This is a genomic window from Cytobacillus sp. MT66 (assembly GCF_058792595.1).
In genome coordinates, this window is record NZ_JBXAFB010000016.1 from 58740 (window position 1) to 75210 (window position 16471).

The following is a 16471-nucleotide window of genomic DNA, read 5'->3' on the forward strand; positions in this document are numbered from 1 at the left end:
GGTTATCACTCCTTATTTTCTGGACGATCAGCCGATTCAGAAGAATTTTTGTTTTCGTTGTTCATTTTCAAAGTGACGACCGCCTGCATTCCGCCACGTATTTTGTGGTCAGTATTTTCAACAATGATCTTTACCGGATAGGTGTTTTCTTTGCCATTTGGCATCAAGCTGACATATACCACTTTTCCATTCTTTACTATACTCTGTGTTGGGAAATTAACAGACACCTGTTGCCCCTCTTCCCATTTGGTAACTATTGCTTCTGGGACATTAATGGTAATAAACAGCTGATCAAGATTGGTGATAAGAAATAGAGCTTTTCCTGGGGAAACCATTTCACCCACTCTTCCATTCAATTCAGTTATAAATCCATTCATTGGAGCAGTGATTGGCAGCTTATCATATTGACCCATGACTGCATCAAGCTCTGTCTTTGCATTTTCAATGGCAATTTGTGTCATTTTACTGGTCACAGCGGCAGATTGTTTTTGGAGTCTTAATGTGTCCTTGGCTGACACTTGGGTTTTCTGTAAAGAACTTTCCATAAGCTGGTCGTAATTCGCTTTTTCCTTTTCATATTCTTTCTGCAGATCAACCTTTCCCGTCTCTTTAGCAAGTTTCTCCTGGGCAGTACTTTCATTCTCTATAGCTCTTTCTAAAGCAGCTGTCACTGCATCAAACTCTTGTTGGGAAAGATCCCCTTCTTCAAATTTCTCGTTTACCTTTTGCCACTCTTTATACTTCGCTACCAATGCAAGTTCTGTATCTTTTGCCGCTATTTTTGCGGCCTCTAATTCTGAATACCCTGAGTTTTTAGGAGGTGTCGGGGGCACAGGTTCGGTAACTTTCTCACTAATCGCCGAATAGTTAATTCTTGCTAGCGTTTGATTCAAGGTGATTTGCAGCTCCATCGCTTTTAAATTTCCTTGAGCTTCTGCCACTTTGACTTGGTCTTTCGCACGCTGCACAAGTTCAGGTAAATTTCCTTCATCTATCTCTGCAAGTTTTTCACCTGCTTTAACATAATTACCAATCTCTTTATAAATACCTTTAAGCTTACCCTCTATCTCTGAAGACACAATCACCTCTTGATAGGGCTGTGCTCGACCGCTCAAAACAAGCTCTTCCTGTGTTGTAGTAATCTTTGCTTCTGCGTGTCCAGCTATTGGATTTGCTTGTGTCCCTGAAACAATTCCACTTATGAGCAGAACTGAAAAAATGGGATATCCTAGTTTTTTCATTGTCATCAGTTTCTCTTCTTTTACGGCATTGCTCCGATTTTTACGAGATCTCATGTGCGAGCTCCTTTTCCATAATGGTTGATAAATAAGCAAGAACATCCTTTCTTAAACTTGGATGCTGCAAGGCGAAATCAATCGTTGTTTTAATAAAACCAAACTTTTCACCTACGTCATACCGAACACCTTCAAAATCATAGGCCAAAACAGCTTCATACTTATTTAGCGCGGCAATGGCATCCGTTAATTGAATTTCCCCGCCAGCTCCTGCTGGCTGGCTGCCCAAAATTTCAAAAACTCTTGGATTTAAAATATAACGCCCTAAAATAGCTAAATTTGAAGGAGCGTCTTCCTTTTTCGGTTTCTCAACTAGGTTCTTCACTTGATAAACACGGTCACTAATCATTTGCCCATCAACGATCCCATATCGAGAAACTTCATCATCTTGTACATGCTGAACTCCGATTATTGAAGAATTGTGCTGTTCATATTGTTCGATCATTTGCTTCAGACATGGTTTTTCAGCCCGAACAATGTCATCTCCCAGCAAAACAGCAAAAGGCTCATTGCCAATAAATTTACGTGCGCACCAAATCGCATGCCCTAATCCCAACGGTTCTTTTTGACGAATATAATGGATATCTACTAATTTGGACGCCTTTTGAACCTCTTCTAACAAGTCGAACTTGCCTTTTTCAAATAAGTTATGTTCTAATTCAAATGAATGATCAAAATGGTCCTCAATGGCCCTTTTTCCTTTTCCCGTAACAATAATAATGTCTTCGATTCCCGACTCCACTGCTTCCTCGATAATAAATTGAATCGTGGGTTTGTCCACAATTGGCAGCATCTCTTTTGGCATTGCCTTTGTTGCGGGAAGAAAGCGCGTGCCAAGACCGGCAGCTGGAATAATCGCTTTTTTTATCTTCATTCTCATACTCTCCTTCTCATCTGTTCAACCTAACATTGATACCCTCTTTTGAGTAAATTCCTGTTTATTGTTAGCTAAATCTAATAGCTCATTTCTTAATTGATCCCTGTCAAGGAATGGGAACAAGGAAATTAAATTTTCAATAACATCATTGGATAAATTAACTGGTTTTCCAATATAAATGTTTGGATAGATTTGTTTGTCCCCGATTTCATGTTCTTTAAATAGCTCTTCAAAAAGCTTCTCCCCAGGCCTGATGCCTGTAAATTCAATTTCTATATCCTCCACTGAATTCCCTGATAATTTAATGAGGTTTTTTGCCAAATCTACAATTTTAACCGGGTCCCCCATATCGAGTACAAAGATTTCCCCGCCATGGGCCAAGGCACCTGCTTGAATTACTAATCTCGATGCCTCTGGAATCGTCATAAAATAACGAACCATATCTGGATGTGTAACGGTGACGGGACCTCCCTTTCGAATTTGTTCTTTAAATCGGGGTATTACGCTTCCTCGGCTTCCTAAAACATTTCCAAATCGGACAACAACAAATTTTGTACGACTATGCTTGTCCATTTTTTGAATAATCATTTCTGCAATTCTTTTCGTTGACCCCATCACACTCGTCGGATTAACAGCTTTATCAGTCGAAATCATGACAAACGTACCAACCTCGTATATACTTGCGGCTCGTGCAACATTTCGTGTACCAATAATATTATTTTTTACCGCTTCCTCTGGATTTCGTTCCATTAAAGGAACATGTTTATGTGCGGCAGCATGATAAACTACATGTGGACGGTAAGTTTTCATGACCATATCCATTTTTTCTTCGTCCTGTAAATCTGCAATCTCGGTGATAAATTCTATATTTTCATCTTTATGCAAGTCCCGTAATTCCATTTCAATAGAATAGATGCTGTTTTCCCCATGACCTAATAAAATTAACTGTTTCGGATAAAACTTTGAAATTTGCCGGCAGATTTCCGAACCAATGGAGCCTCCTGCACCTGTAACCAATACCACTTTGTCTGTTGCATATTCGGAAATGCTATCAAGATCTAATTCAACTGGCTCTCTTCCTAATAAATCCTCTACTTGAACATCACGAAACTGATTAACAGAAACCTTTCCAGTTGCTAAATCCTCAATCATTGGCAGAATTTTCGTCTTCGCTCTAGTTTTGGAACACTCCTGGAAAATGACATTCAATTCCTTTTTTCTAAGGGATGGAATGGCGATAACAATATTATCAATCTTAAGTTCTAGAACCGCTCTCTCGATTTGATCAACCCCGCCCACAACTGGAATTCCAAGGATATCAAGATGCTGCTTTTTGTAATCATCATCAATAAAAGCTACTGGCACTAACTCAGCATGACCATTATGGAGAAGTTGCCTTGCAACCATTGTTCCTGCGGACCCGGCTCCGACAATTAATGTGCGTTTTTCGCTTTCATCCTTTTTAATATAGTTGTCGCGAAAGATTCTCCAGAAAAAGCGCGAACAACCGATTAATAACATATGCAGCATCCAAGTAACTGCAAGCATTCGAACATGAAGGCTCTGACCAGACGCTATCTGTACAACAGCCATCAGCATAATCGAATAAGTAATCACTTTAAAGATAATCCACAGCTCCCCGATGCTAGCATACTCCCAAGCCTTTTTATATAGCTTGAAACGGTAGGAAAAAGCATGATGGCCTGCTAATAGGGCCAAGGAGTATACAAGGTTTGGCATCGTAAATACATGAATATCCGCATTGACTAAAAAGTTGCTAAAGAAAATGGCGGTTAAAACAATCGCTGAATCAATGAAGGTTAAGAAGGATACCCGCTGATAATACGTCACTTTTCTCTCACCCCTTTCCAATTACTAGTTAACTAAAACGCATCTTGATTATCATAACGAACTGCTTTTTTATTGACTTCTGATTTTCCGCCATCCATCACGCTCCACAATCAAATTAAAATACTTACCTATACTCCCTCTTTAAAAAGTTTTATAGGTAAATACTTTAAAATATAGGGCATCTAACCCTTCCTCACGTCACACTTTCGACGACTGGCGTCTAAGGTCCATTTAAACCCACAGCATGACCGAGTGCCTCCATTAATAATGGTAAAGAGGCATCACCAAAAACCTATAAACTCCTATACAAGTCCGTTGTATTCTTTATTAAGAACAAAACACTCAAAAAAAATCCCTTTTATAAACTGATACTTATTTATCATTAAAAATGACGCCTAAGCATTCAGCTTGCGCTAAGTTTAATAATCTTTTTGCTTCCATTGCCTCACTTGTCTTTGTCTTGCCATTACGAATAACTAAAATTGTTCCTTCACAGCGGTTGGCAAGCAATCGGCTGTCCGAAACATCTAAAATAGGCGAAGAATCAAACAGAATGAAATCATACTTCTTTTTTACTTCTTCAATCATATGCGCTAGTTTTGATGAAGAGAGCAATTGTACTGGATGATTAGGGACGGAACCGCTTGTTAAAATCTCTAACTCTTGTACCTCACTTTGAAAAACCGCTCCTTCAACAGCTACTTCACCAGCTAAAATATTCGATAGGCCTACCTGATGATCTACTTGAAATAATGTATGTATGCTTGGTTTCCTTAAATCGGCATCGACTAGTAATGTCTTTCTCCCTAGCTGTGCCATCGATATGGCTAAGTTAGCTGCTGTTATTGATTTCCCCTCCACGTACCCTGGTGAGGTGATAAGGAGCGTTTGATGCTGATGGTCAATAGATGAAAATTGAATATTGGCCAGAACTGTACGGTATTGTTCTGAGATAATTGATTCCGGATGGGTAAATGAAACTAATGTACCTTTTTCTTTTAATTTATGCGCCATTTCTTCACCCCTTCTTCTTTACCCGCCTTCCAGGCTTATTGTCCACACTCACCTTTGTTATTTTTGAAACACTACCTATGACTTGGAGGTTAAGTAATTGTTCAATTTCTTTTTCTGACCGTATCGATTCATCCAAACTGTTAAGAAATAGGACGAGGCCAATTCCTAAGATTAAGCCTGCGGCAATCCCTAGAATGATATTCTTAACTAGAGAGCTACCTTCACTGGCAGACACTGGGAAATTACTCACTAGCGCCTCTGACACAATTCTTGTATCATATATTCCAAGAATATTTCCTGCTTGTTTTATAAAAAACGATGCAATTGTATTGGCAATCTTAGCTGCTAGTTCTGGGTTTGTATCCTGAACAGCAATTTTAACAATTTTTCCGCCTTCATCGATAAAGGTAATTTGGTCATTTAATCTTTTCATTGTTTGATTTAGCTTTAGCTCTTCAATTACACCACTTAACACAGTGGGATCTCTTAAGATTATTTCCAGCGTACTAGTAGAATTGTTTTCACTTGTGTTTAGTAAAATACTGGTTGAAGATTGGTATATTGGCGGAGGCTCCTCAGAAATAAAACTTAATAAACCACTTGCAATTGCTGCAATGCCCGTAGTGATCAAAATAAGCCATATATGCCTTTTGATAACATCAAACAACACCTTTAAGTTAATTTCCTTTTGCATGATATCCTCCATACTTCCTCTATACTAGATCTGAATGTTACCTCTCGTTTGTTCTTTATATAAAACACAAAGACCAAAAAAAGAGATAACACTATATCATATGCACCCTTTTAGTAATATAGTCCTGATTATTCAGGACTATTTAAATAGTATAACTTAATGATAGTTTCTTATAAAGAACATGTCAAGACTATTTTATCGGAATGTTCTAATTAATAAGAGAAGATGTTTTCAGTCATTTCTTTTAGGTTCCTTTTTGCCTTATTCCCATGGATACCAATTGAATTTCCTATTATTTTTACATACTCGACAACCGTTGTTTGCAGATTTGCTTTTGTCGCCCACCACTTCCCTGGATTATACCCAGTACCTGATGCAGAAGTATAGGTTAGTCGAATGCCGCTGCCTGCAAAAGCTTGTGTAAAATTACTTTTGACCCTTCTCATATGAAAATCGGAGGAAACAACGATTGCAGACTCAAATTGATGCATTTCCATAAGTTCTTTCGTAAAAAATGCACTATCTCTTGTGCTTTTGGCCTTGTTTTCTAAAATAAGTGAATCACGAGCGATCCCCATCGTTTTTGCTGCTGGAGCTAAATTGTCCTCGCTGCCATTTGATATGATTAAAAAGGGGGCGTACTCCTGTTTATATAACTCAACACTTTTTTCTAAACGTTCAATCCCGCCGCCACTTAGCATAATGATGACATCTGATTTTATTGGTTTTTCATGTACGACTAAAAAGTTTCCCGCCTCTATTACCATCAGTACCAAAAAGACAAAGAAACCAATCATTACGTATAGAATCTTTCTTTTCATTGTTCCTTCAAAGCAACAGCCTGCTGGCTTCCTAAGAGATGGCGAAACAATCCTCTCTTTTCCTCAGCTAATTGCTTAAAGCCACCCTTTTGAACGACTTTTCCTTGTTCTAATACTATGACTTGATCGGCATTACGAATTGTTGACAAGCGATGAGCAATTACAATTATCGTCATCTTTCCCTTTAGTTGGTCAATAGCCTTTTGAATGTTCCTTTCATTTTCCGTATCAAGAGCACTAGTTGCCTCATCTAAAACTAGAATAGAAGGTTTTCGTAAAATAGCGCGCGCAAGGACAATACGCTGACGCTCTCCTCCAGATAATCTAATGCCACGGTCGCCAATGATTGTATCGAGTCCTTGTGGAAGATGATAAACAAATTCTGCCGCTGAGGAAAATTCAAGAGCTTCCCAGATTTCTTCTTCAGTTGCGTTTTGTTTAATGATTAATAAATTTTCTCTAATCGTTGTATTAAATAAAAACGGATCTTGTGGTACATAGCTGATAGAGCGTCTTAGGGATAGAATACGTTCTTTGTTCATTGGAATTCCATCAACTCGTACTTCCCCATTTTCCGGCTGATTGAGTCCTAATAATAAATCAATTAACGTACTTTTCCCTGCGCCGGAAGGACCTACAACTGCAGTCATGTGATTTACCGGTATCTGTATATTAATGTCTTTTAAAGCATAATTATATTGATTGTATCGAAAATCTACATTTTTACATTGTATTCCAACTTGTATTTGAATAGGTTCGACGTTATTAAGGATTTCCTCACTTAGCTCCTTAGCTTGAAGACAATCATTTTGTAATTGAATAAGAGCATTAAAAGAAGGAATTAACGTGCCCAGTTGTTCTAAATTTGACTGAATCCCACTGACTTTGGGCCATATTCTAGAAAATATAATCATAATAATCATTAATTGAGCCATTTGTGCTTGAAACATTTTGATCGAAAAAAATATAAATCCAGCGATTAAAAAAGCTGAAACGATTTTGTTAATTAATTTGGAGAGGGAATTTACTCTAATCAATTTATTTACATTTTGTTCCATTTTTCCACTTAAAGATTGAATCCAATTCAAATGAATAGGCTCTAATGAATTACTTTTAATATCCTTTATCCCATTAAAATGATCCGTTATCCCTGCTAAATAGGCCTTTGATAACTCGACGTTTTGATTGCCAATTTCACTAGATTTACGAATAAACGACCTAGAAAAGAAAATAAGTGCTAATCCAAACAACAAAACAACTACTGTCATTTGGGCTGAAAGCCAAAATGCTAAACAAATTTGTATAAAAGTAAAAACAAGTGATGTCATAAACTGAAGAAACATATACGTTCCACCAGCAACCCGAGATAATTCTGTTGTCATCGAGTTGATGATATCTGTTTTCCTTTTTCTTAAAAAAAATCCCCAGTTTGCTTGGATCAAATTTTTGTAAATGTCATCACGTAAATGTCGAATAAAACCTTGTTGAATTTTTCCATTTAAAATGATTTGATACCGTTGAAAAAGAGCATGACCAATCATTAGTAAAAGGTAGAGCCCTAAAATAAATAACAGACTAATATTTTCTGGAATATCAATAAAAAGTTGTTGAATTGCCGCAATAGGAGAATTTTCTTCTGAATGAACATCAATTATCCCCGAAAGACTTAGCAAAGGGACTAAAAGAAAAATCCCAACCCCCTCAAAAAGACTGATGGTGACCATTCCGATAAGATTAACATATAAAGTTTTCCCTGCAAAAGTATGAATCTTCTTTAAAAAGTGTAAAACATTTCCCATTTTGCTTCCTCCTATGTCAACGCACGCTTCATACTTTTTCTCCATATCCATAAGAGAGGCCTTAATGGAAAATATAAAAATTGCAGTCTTTTCGGTAATGGCAACACTTCTACATCTTCAGGATAAGGGTATAAAAAACTTAGGATAAAGAGAAATCTCTGACGTTTAGACATTAAAGAAAACAAATGACGTTTATGATACTTTGCCACTATCTCAGGGACAGGTTCTGAATGTAAACTTATCATTTCTTCTAGATAAAATATGGCCTCTTGGGCTAAACAATCTGAGGTATGGACGGTTAGTAATCGTTTCATTTCATTATTAGTCATAAGCGTATGTAATAATTGTGAAGATAAAATGAGTGACTGACCTCCAACATGAAGATATTGGTACTTCTTTAACAATCGATAGAGCTTTGACCATTCAAATTCTTGTTGTACTATTTGATGAATATCCACTAACCAGCGGAGACGGGACCAGCCATGTCGAGCTCCATGCGTAACTAAATATAAAAACAAATCCTCTTTTCCTAAAAGATAAACAGGAGAAACAATTAAATCGCTCTTTCTTTTTCGTTCCCATAAATCATGAAAAGTCGGCTCCTGTGCAGGACCCGGATTAAGCCTCCAATGAACTTCAAGCTTTATTTTTTTTTGAGGATGATAGAAGGTGATATGATGATGCCGCCACTTCCAATCGTTTAATACCATTACAATATAATCATCCTTCACATACCCCTGCTTAACAAGAAGATCTTCCGCCTGATCTAAATCATCTAGAGGAATCAAAAAATCTAAATCACTAGAGGTTCTTAGTGAGATATCTCCATATAAGTCATGGGCAATAACTGGCCCTTTTAAAAAAATAGTTTTGATACCATTCTCCAAAAGTAACCGGCTCATCTGCTCCATTTCTCCACTTAAAGCAAGCATTTGAAAGGTGTTTATTTTATATTTTTGTTGCAATTTACTCATAACATATTCTGGAATTAAACCGGAGTCTAATTGCTTCATTTTTCGATAAATGATCGAATAAATCCGATGATGCATGGCTAATTCCAAAAACTTACTCCAATCAATTTCTTTAAACCATTCTTTATCAATTTCTTTTAATTCATCTATATTTTTACACTTCAAAAACTCAAGTTGCAATTTCAGTTCTTTCGGTACTTTATCTAATTTAAGACTATAACCTTTAGCCATCCTATTCACCCACAACATTATTTTTACCAATTCTCTTAGCAAATTTACTAACGACGGTAAACTTCTCCATTACCTCTGCACCCGTAATAAAAAAAGGACCACTACGAAGCCATGCGTGTGCAATTAATTTTCCATCTTCATCTTTGGCAGTACCTAAGTAAAGTGTACTTTCAATTTGACGCCTTTCTAGCATTTTCATCGCTGCAATAGCTTTGACTAGACATTGGCTTTCCCAGAAGGTATAACGGCTCATGATATGGATAGCTTCTGAAATCGTACTTATTGATACTTTGTTCGATTCATTATGACTAAAATCAGTTTCATTCATAAAAACCCCTAACTTAGGAGCCACTTTAGAAAAAGGAATTGCTTTTAAAATGCGGGCCCATGCTAAATAAAAAAAGGCCTCTGTCAACATATACTTTGTATTTATATCAAGAGTCAAAAAATTGATGATCTTCTTTACCAAATTCATATCATTCTTCATTGCTTTTTATTGTCCCTAAATGAGTTCTATTAAATTTTCATCCAATAATTGCTCTAAGAAGGATATTACTTGTTTCTCGCATTCAATATGTTGAACCTCATATAAATCTTCTAATCTTGTTATTAATTGATTAACGGTGATTGGTTCCTCCATAAGATCCCAAATGATTCCGCCCACATCACCAAAATTATAATATTTGCCATTTTCAACACTTAACATTACTTTTTCCCCATCCATATCACTAACAATATTTCCCTTCATTTGCCTTACAGTTTGTTGAATGGATACAAGTCTATTTTTAATCATTTATTTTTCTCCTTTATCTATCGTCATAAGTATTTTAGAGACAAGTTCTGAGGAGTTACAACCAGAAACTGGCCGTTGTAATTGATACATATCAACTTGTTTTAAAATTTTTGCTGATGTTTGAAAATGCCAGTCCATTAGCCCTGATTTATGGATAAAGTTATTCCGATACGTATGATAATAGAAAGTATAAAACCGTTTAAGATTCTCTATTGGACTTATGATAGTATCCTTCATTTCTGTCTTTATAAGTTCAATAATACCTGCGAGGGGTAAAGGGTTAGAGAAAAAATGTTTGGAGATAGGTACACAGAATTTATTTGCCCTTCCTAATATAGACGTAAAGTCATCTGTCTTTATGCCAAAACTAGTTAAACTATCCCGCCATAATTTTTGCTGTGGATAAGATGGTGTAACGCAGGGAATATTATCTTTCAACGAAACGGCTATGACGTCATCCGTTAAAATGCGAAAACCACTATTTATAAAACCTCTAGCTAAAGTTGATTTGCCAGCACCTGAATCCCCAACAATCGCATATGCTTTTCCATTAATAGCAACAGCACTCCCATGTAATGGCAATACCTTTCTTTGCATCAGAATCGCACCCATGCACGTGCCTAGAATAATAACTCCTGCAGTATCTTCATCGAAATCCTTTAATGGAAAAACAGATATTTTATTTCCATCCTCAATTTTGAAAATACCAATATCCCCAAACTTATACACGATTAAGTTCTCTTCAATATAAACAATTTGGTTTTCTCCAACAAGATCAAACCATTTTTTTGAGAAGTCCCCCTTGGTTACGACAACATCTATATTTGATCCTACATCTGTCCCTAGTCTAGGTAATTGAGGTAAAGGAATTTCGCTTTTTATAGAAAGGCCAAAAGCCTTATAAACTACATTATTTTCAACCTTTATCATTGATTTCACTCCACAATTCACCATTGATTCAAATAGCCCTTATTTTATTAAAAAAAGGGCTATTCAAACATTCGTTAAGTAAATTTAACTCATTTGTGCTTCTGAAAGTGTACCGTCATCATTTTCCACAAGGTTAGAAAGATGTTCAGTCCATGCCCCATCATGGTTATATCCCTTAAGGTTCCACATTGTCATGTTAATATCTAAAGCCTCTAACTTTGGTTGTTGCCATACATTTTTCATATTTTCACCCCCTTTCAAAAGAAATTTTTTAATAGATAGCGATAAATAACGATGCTTCTTATGAGCGTTCGATAATCCCCGTTTGAAATGTCCTCACGCACAGGTCCTTCTTCACATTTAGCTAGTGCAGAACGAATTGCCCTGTCATCGAAATATCCTAATATTCTATTATCCTCAATAAGCTGCTTCCCCTCATTTATAAAGTTTTTCCAATCCGGAACCATTCGGTGAATCCAGTCTGCGGCCTGAACCCCCCTGACTTTTTGATTCAATCTAATTTCATCTGGTAAGATATTCTCTGTCGCTCTACGGATAAGAGCGCGGTCCATTCCATTCTTCACGTATTGTTCATCTGGAACAGCTAAACAAAACTGAACAACTCTCAAGTCATTCGTAGGATCACGTTTCCAGGTCTTGTATTTTAACGACAATTTGGAATAAAAGGTATTACTGGCATTAGCGGGGAATATATTCTCAAATACCCATTTTCTCTGCTCGTTTAAATCGTTTTTGGTCAACCATCCAGACTGATCAATTCCATAATCCTCAAGTTTTTCATATATACCTGTTTTTTTAGCAAAATCCGCATTAATCACTCTTGTATATGCTTCCGATAAATGATCCTCAGTAGATTTTGTGAAAGCAGGAAAAGCAACCCTTGCGATAATCGGAACATTTCGAAATCTCGCTCCCCCAACATTTCTGCTATACATATTTAATTCCTGAAAGAGACGAAACCATTTCAATCTTTTTAAGAGTTTGGCATAAAAATATAAAGCATTTCCCCAAGAAATAGATGCATTTCCAAAATCCCCATTAAGTAAAATCCCAACATCCTGAGCAGAGGCTTTCTCAAACGTTCCTTTTAGCCAAAATGAGTTTTCAATAAATTTATAGGGCATTTCATTTACATCAAGCATTTTGTCTATTTCCGTATACGAGCTTACCCCCTCAAAATCACAATAGTGATCATGTAATCCACCAACATAATCTACTACTTTTTTTATAAAGGGGCTTTCATCAGGCATTAGGCGTGTGGATGTAAAATCCACAAAGTCCTTCGTCGGTATATAACTAAAAGTATGTAATTGCTTGTTTTCATCTTTCAGTTTTTTTCTAGCAAAACCAACAACTGATCCGGAATCTAGTCCTCCACTTAAATGTGAACCTACATTTCGGAATGTTCGTAATCTGGAATTGACTGCCTTCTGAAAAACCTCTTGGAAAGCTTCTACATACTCTTCATCATTTTTTAGTTTTAATTTTTTACCTGTATAAAAGTATCCATTCCTACTTATCTTGATATTATTTTGTTTTATCGTTATCGAATGAAAAGGCGGTATTTGATCAATATCGAGAAAGGGAGTTGTCCGTGCACCAGCTGTATCGATCATACCGGTTATAACCAAGTATTCCGCAAGCCACTCTTCATTTAACCCTTTCGTAATATAAGGTAAAGTTAACAAAGGCTTTATAGTTGTACTAAACAAAAAATGTTTTTCATCTCGATAGTAATAAAGCGTTCTACTCCCCGAAGGATCCCTCGCACCAAACACTTTCTTCTCCCGCTCGTCCCAAATCATAAAAGCAAAATCACCAACTAAATACTTAGGTGTCTCTTCTCCCCATTTGGAATAGGCAAGCAGGATTAACCTGCTGTCCGGCATTGTTTTTCGATCTTCATAATCGACCCCAAGCATGGAAAATAATTCATCACGATTATCAATGATGGCATCGGCCGTTATAGCCAATTGCCTTTGATCGTCATAATATGGCAATTGTTCACCAACCGATTCAGGGGTAATCCATTGGGCATGGCATCCTAGAAAGAGATTCTCTTTTTTCCATACCTGAATATCATCTGCAGGGAATTTCGCCAAAGCTTTCATCATTCCCAACCCTTGTTCAGACGATACCGGTTCATTATTCATATGATAGATCCCAACTATTGCACTCATAATTCCTCCTGATTTCCCTACCTTCAATACCGCTGAAGCATTTGGTTTGCACCGCGGTTTGTACTTTAAATGACATATTGCCTTTTTTAATATATTTGTACTTTATGAAGTTACTGATATTCTCAATTTGTTCTCTATAAAGAATATTATATGTGGAATTACCTATTATTTCAACTATTATTTTAATTTTTAAAAAATGATAGTGGTTTTATCCCTTTTTTATCAATCGTAAAAAAACATAGGAAATATTATATTAATGCGAGACTGGGTAGGAAGCTGAAAAAAGGCGGGAGTCTATTTTAATTAGTGAAAGAAGGAACGATGGGAAATAGGGAAGAGAATCTTTTAACAGTACAGAAAAAGCAGGCTCCCTATCATGGAGAAACCTGCTGTTATTAAAGATTATGTACAGTAAATTGCAAGAAATCACTGCAGTACCATCTTTTTTACATAGATTCTACTGAAAATACGAGATACAGTTTCTGGTGACAAATTTTTTGACTACTCACTTGATTTACTTTCTGTTACACCTATTTTAAAACCAACTGCGATACCGCCTCAACATGCGCCGTTTGCGGAAACATGTCGACAGGCTGAATCATGTTGACTTTGTAGGCGGAGGAAAGTACTGCTAGATCTTTCGCAAGGGTCGATGGGTTGCAGGAAACGTATACGACCTTTTTCGGCTTTACTTTTAAAATGGTTTTTAAAAGCTGCTGATCCAGCCCGGTTCTTGGCGGGTCAACGATAATAACGTCTGGCTTCCAGCCATCTTTAACCCATTTTGGCAGAATGACTTCTGCTTTTCCTGCCACATATTTAGCATGCTTGATTCCGTGTCTTGCCGCATTTTTCTTGGCATCTTCAATTGATTCTGGAATCACATCCATCCCGCGGATTTCGGTTGCCTGGTCTGCCACCCATAAGCCAATTGTTCCCACTCCGCAGTAGGCATCAGCAACTTTTTCCTTCCCGGTGAGCTCTGCTGCTTTTTTCACTTCATTATACAGCTTGACCGTCTGTTCTGGATTCAGCTGGAAAAATGTTCGGGCTGAAAGCTCGAATGACAAGTCTCCCAGTGCCTCTTGGATAAAATCATTTCCTTCAAGTTTTACGGTTTCATTGCCAAAAATAAGCGAGGTCTTTTCACCGTTAATATTTTGGATAATCGATTTCACTTCAGGCAGTCTTTTCTTAATTTCTGCAATGATTAAATCCTTTTTCGGCAGTTCTTTTTTTGTTGTAATTAAGACGATTTGCAATTCCCCGGTCTGAACACCGGCTCTTGCTACAATGGTACGAACTAGGCCTTTTCGCGATTTTTCATTATAAATAGGAATTTTCAAATCCTGCAGAATTTGCTTTACCGTCACTGTGGCTTTGCTAGTCTGCGGATGCTGTACAGCACAATGCTCAATATTGATGAGATGGTGAGAGTTCATTCCGTAAAGGCCCGCCAGCACCTTCCCATCCTTCTGGCCAACCTGAAATTGGCTTTTGTTCCGATAATTCCAAGGGTCCTCCATGCCAATGGTTTCTTTAATCTCAATCTCGCTTAGATTAAATTTGGTGTGCCTTTCAAGTGCTTGAATGATAATATCTCGTTTTTCCTTCAGCTGCTGGCTGTATTTTAAGTGCTGCAGCTGGCACCCGCCGCATTCTTCATAGATTGGGCATGGCGGTTGAACGCGATACTCCGATTTTTTGCGGATTTTTTTGATCCTTGCTTCGGCAAATTTAGGATGCACCTTTGTTGCTTCAACAACTACCTCTTCCCCTGGAAGCGCACCTGGGACGAAGACGACCTGCTTTTTAAAATAGCCGACACCTTCTCCATTGATGCCTAGTCTTTTAATGGTCAGCGGAAATGTTTGTTTCAGTTTTATTTTTACTGTTTGTTCCTGTTTCATGATGTGAATCACTCCAGATTATTCAATACTCCGCCACAAATATAGGGAAGCATAGCTTAAATAGGGCTCCCAGCCCTTTGAAAAATTCTCCATTTGTTCTATAGTTGGCTTTGCCTCTAATTGATATAACTTTTTCAGCGCATTTTGTATGCCAATATCGGCGACTGGGAAAAGATTGAGTCTGCCGAGGCCGAACATCAGGAAATTTTGAATCGTCCATGGCCCGACACCGCGAAGCTTGATCAGCTTCTTGAAAATTTCTTCATCTGATTTTTCTTTTAGTTCCTCAAAGTTCAGGTTGCCTGATACCACTTCTTGAGCAATCCCGATTACATACTCAGCTTTTCGCCCGCTAAATTGCAGTTCACGAAGGTCCTCGACCTTTACCTCTGCTAACTTTTCCGGCAGCGGATAAAACCAGGCACCATCTTTTTCAAATCCAAAGGTTTTTACAAATCGCTCGGTTAAGGTGTAGGAAAAAGCTAAATTCAGCTGCTGGTGGATGATGCATTTTAACAGACAGCTATACGGTGAAAAGTCCAGTATTAGCGGAGTTCCATAATGTTCTTTGAATATCTCTTTTAAGTCTGTTTGTTCGAAGTGGCTGCTAATCTCTTCAAGCGGCAAATGCCATTGAAAAATCTCAGCAAGCCGATTGTCTGCCTTTTCCTTAAGCTTTCCTTCCGTTCCTTCAATGACAAAAGCTGGGCTTTCAGTGGTTCCGAACGCTTGAACTTTAGCGGCAATCGGTTCATCTTCAATGATCATTGGCACCTTAACAGATCTTTCTTCTGGGTTAACTTGAATAAGCGGGTCAATCGAAAGCCTGTCCAGCACGAGATCAAAATTATAAGGTCCGTTTATTTGTATCTTTTCCAAAAACAATCCGCCCTTTAGCCATTTTCCCGTATTATAGCATTTTTTCCTAAAGCGGGCATAAAGAAACCTGAATTCTTGGGAATTCAGGTTAGTATGAATGGTGATGAAAGACTTTGTTTGATGGTTTTTGAGGTTAGTCTTAAAAGTGGACACGTCAAAATGAGATTTATTATATAATACAATCATCATAAACAAGGACGTGTTC

At 37.4% G+C, this 16471-nt stretch carries 15 protein-coding genes; all 15 read right to left on the reverse strand.

The window, feature by feature from the left end; genetic code table 11:
• Window positions 1–5 precede the first annotated feature (5 nt).
• A complete protein-coding gene (locus AC1Q59_RS21335) occupies window positions 6–1295 on the reverse strand; it encodes an HlyD family secretion protein (RefSeq protein WP_492367883.1) in 1290 nt (429 codons plus the stop codon).
• Window positions 1282–2169: a UTP--glucose-1-phosphate uridylyltransferase GalU gene (gene galU, locus AC1Q59_RS21340; protein WP_492367884.1), complete on the reverse strand. Its 888-nt coding sequence runs from the start codon at window positions 2167–2169 to the stop codon at window positions 1282–1284. Before galU ends, AC1Q59_RS21335 begins: the two co-directional genes overlap by 14 nt.
• Before the next feature lie 24 nt (window positions 2170–2193).
• The gene (locus AC1Q59_RS21345) at window positions 2194–4023 is read right to left on the reverse strand and encodes a polysaccharide biosynthesis protein (RefSeq protein ID WP_492367885.1); all 1830 of its coding nucleotides are present in this window, start codon (window positions 4021–4023) and stop codon (window positions 2194–2196) included.
• A gap of 372 nt (window positions 4024–4395) precedes the next feature.
• On the reverse strand, window positions 4396–5037 hold the full coding sequence (locus AC1Q59_RS21350; RefSeq protein ID WP_492367886.1) for a CpsD/CapB family tyrosine-protein kinase: 642 nt from the start codon (window positions 5035–5037) through the stop codon (window positions 4396–4398).
• Between the two features lie 4 nt (window positions 5038–5041).
• Window positions 5042–5731 (reverse strand): YveK family protein, encoded by a 690-nt coding sequence (locus tag AC1Q59_RS21355; RefSeq protein WP_492367887.1) that lies wholly within the window; start codon window positions 5729–5731, stop codon window positions 5042–5044.
• A gap of 212 nt (window positions 5732–5943) precedes the next feature.
• On the reverse strand, window positions 5944–6552 hold the full coding sequence (locus AC1Q59_RS21360; protein ID WP_492367888.1) for a YdcF family protein: 609 nt from the start codon (window positions 6550–6552) through the stop codon (window positions 5944–5946).
• On the reverse strand, window positions 6549–8351 hold the full coding sequence (locus AC1Q59_RS21365) for an ABC transporter ATP-binding protein (protein ID WP_492367889.1): 1803 nt from the start codon (window positions 8349–8351) through the stop codon (window positions 6549–6551). The genes AC1Q59_RS21360 and AC1Q59_RS21365 overlap by 4 nt, the downstream gene beginning before the upstream one ends.
• An 11-nt stretch (window positions 8352–8362) precedes the next feature.
• On the reverse strand, window positions 8363–9553 hold the full coding sequence (locus AC1Q59_RS21370) for a nucleotidyltransferase domain-containing protein (protein ID WP_492367890.1): 1191 nt from the start codon (window positions 9551–9553) through the stop codon (window positions 8363–8365).
• Window position 9554: 1 nt separating this feature from the next.
• The gene (locus tag AC1Q59_RS21375) at window positions 9555–10028 is read right to left on the reverse strand and encodes a lasso peptide biosynthesis B2 protein (RefSeq protein ID WP_492367897.1); all 474 of its coding nucleotides are present in this window, start codon (window positions 10026–10028) and stop codon (window positions 9555–9557) included.
• A gap of 27 nt (window positions 10029–10055) precedes the next feature.
• The gene (locus AC1Q59_RS21380) at window positions 10056–10346 is read right to left on the reverse strand and encodes a lasso peptide biosynthesis PqqD family chaperone (protein ID WP_492367891.1); all 291 of its coding nucleotides are present in this window, start codon (window positions 10344–10346) and stop codon (window positions 10056–10058) included.
• Window positions 10347–11276, reverse strand: coding sequence for a phosphoenolpyruvate carboxykinase (ATP) (locus AC1Q59_RS21385; protein ID WP_492367892.1), 930 nt, complete (start codon window positions 11274–11276; stop codon window positions 10347–10349).
• Window positions 11277–11360: 84 nt separating this feature from the next.
• Window positions 11361–11519, reverse strand: coding sequence for a paeninodin family lasso peptide (locus AC1Q59_RS21390; protein ID WP_492367893.1), 159 nt, complete (start codon window positions 11517–11519; stop codon window positions 11361–11363).
• Window positions 11520–11533: 14 nt separating this feature from the next.
• Window positions 11534–13477 carry an asparagine synthase-related protein gene (locus tag AC1Q59_RS21395; protein ID WP_492367894.1) on the reverse strand — a complete coding sequence of 648 codons (1944 nt, stop codon included), beginning with the start codon at window positions 13475–13477 and terminating at the stop codon, window positions 11534–11536.
• Window positions 13478–14007: 530 nt separating this feature from the next.
• Window positions 14008–15387, reverse strand: coding sequence for a 23S rRNA (uracil(1939)-C(5))-methyltransferase RlmD (gene rlmD / locus AC1Q59_RS21400; protein WP_492367895.1), 1380 nt, complete (start codon window positions 15385–15387; stop codon window positions 14008–14010).
• Between the two features lie 18 nt (window positions 15388–15405).
• Complete coding sequence (locus AC1Q59_RS21405) at window positions 15406–16272, reverse strand: DNA-3-methyladenine glycosylase family protein (protein ID WP_492367898.1); 867 nt, start codon at window positions 16270–16272, stop codon at window positions 15406–15408.
• Window positions 16273–16471: the final 199 nt, after the last annotated feature.

Bases quoted from the DNA above. Each gene is read 5' to 3' on its own strand.
- AC1Q59_RS21335 (WP_492367883.1), bottom strand. From the start codon at position 1,295: ATGAGATCTCGTAAAAATCGGAGCAATGCCGTAAAAGAAGAGAAACTG.
- galU (WP_492367884.1), bottom strand. From the start codon at position 2,169: ATGAAGATAAAAAAAGCGATTATTCCAGCTGCCGGTCTTGGCACGCGC.
- AC1Q59_RS21350 (WP_492367886.1), bottom strand. From the start codon at position 5,037: ATGGCGCATAAATTAAAAGAAAAAGGTACATTAGTTTCATTTACCCAT.
- AC1Q59_RS21355 (WP_492367887.1), bottom strand. From the start codon at position 5,731: ATGCAAAAGGAAATTAACTTAAAGGTGTTGTTTGATGTTATCAAAAGG.
- AC1Q59_RS21360 (WP_492367888.1), bottom strand. From the start codon at position 6,552: ATGAAAAGAAAGATTCTATACGTAATGATTGGTTTCTTTGTCTTTTTG.
- AC1Q59_RS21365 (WP_492367889.1), bottom strand. From the start codon at position 8,351: ATGGGAAATGTTTTACACTTTTTAAAGAAGATTCATACTTTTGCAGGG.
- AC1Q59_RS21370 (WP_492367890.1), bottom strand. From the start codon at position 9,553: ATGGCTAAAGGTTATAGTCTTAAATTAGATAAAGTACCGAAAGAACTG.
- AC1Q59_RS21375 (WP_492367897.1), bottom strand. From the start codon at position 10,028: ATGAATTTGGTAAAGAAGATCATCAATTTTTTGACTCTTGATATAAAT.
- AC1Q59_RS21380 (WP_492367891.1), bottom strand. From the start codon at position 10,346: ATGATTAAAAATAGACTTGTATCCATTCAACAAACTGTAAGGCAAATG.
- AC1Q59_RS21385 (WP_492367892.1), bottom strand. From the start codon at position 11,276: ATGATAAAGGTTGAAAATAATGTAGTTTATAAGGCTTTTGGCCTTTCT.
- AC1Q59_RS21390 (WP_492367893.1), bottom strand. From the start codon at position 11,519: ATGAAAAATGTATGGCAACAACCAAAGTTAGAGGCTTTAGATATTAAC.
- AC1Q59_RS21395 (WP_492367894.1), bottom strand. From the start codon at position 13,477: ATGAGTGCAATAGTTGGGATCTATCATATGAATAATGAACCGGTATCG.
- rlmD (WP_492367895.1), bottom strand. From the start codon at position 15,387: ATGAAACAGGAACAAACAGTAAAAATAAAACTGAAACAAACATTTCCG.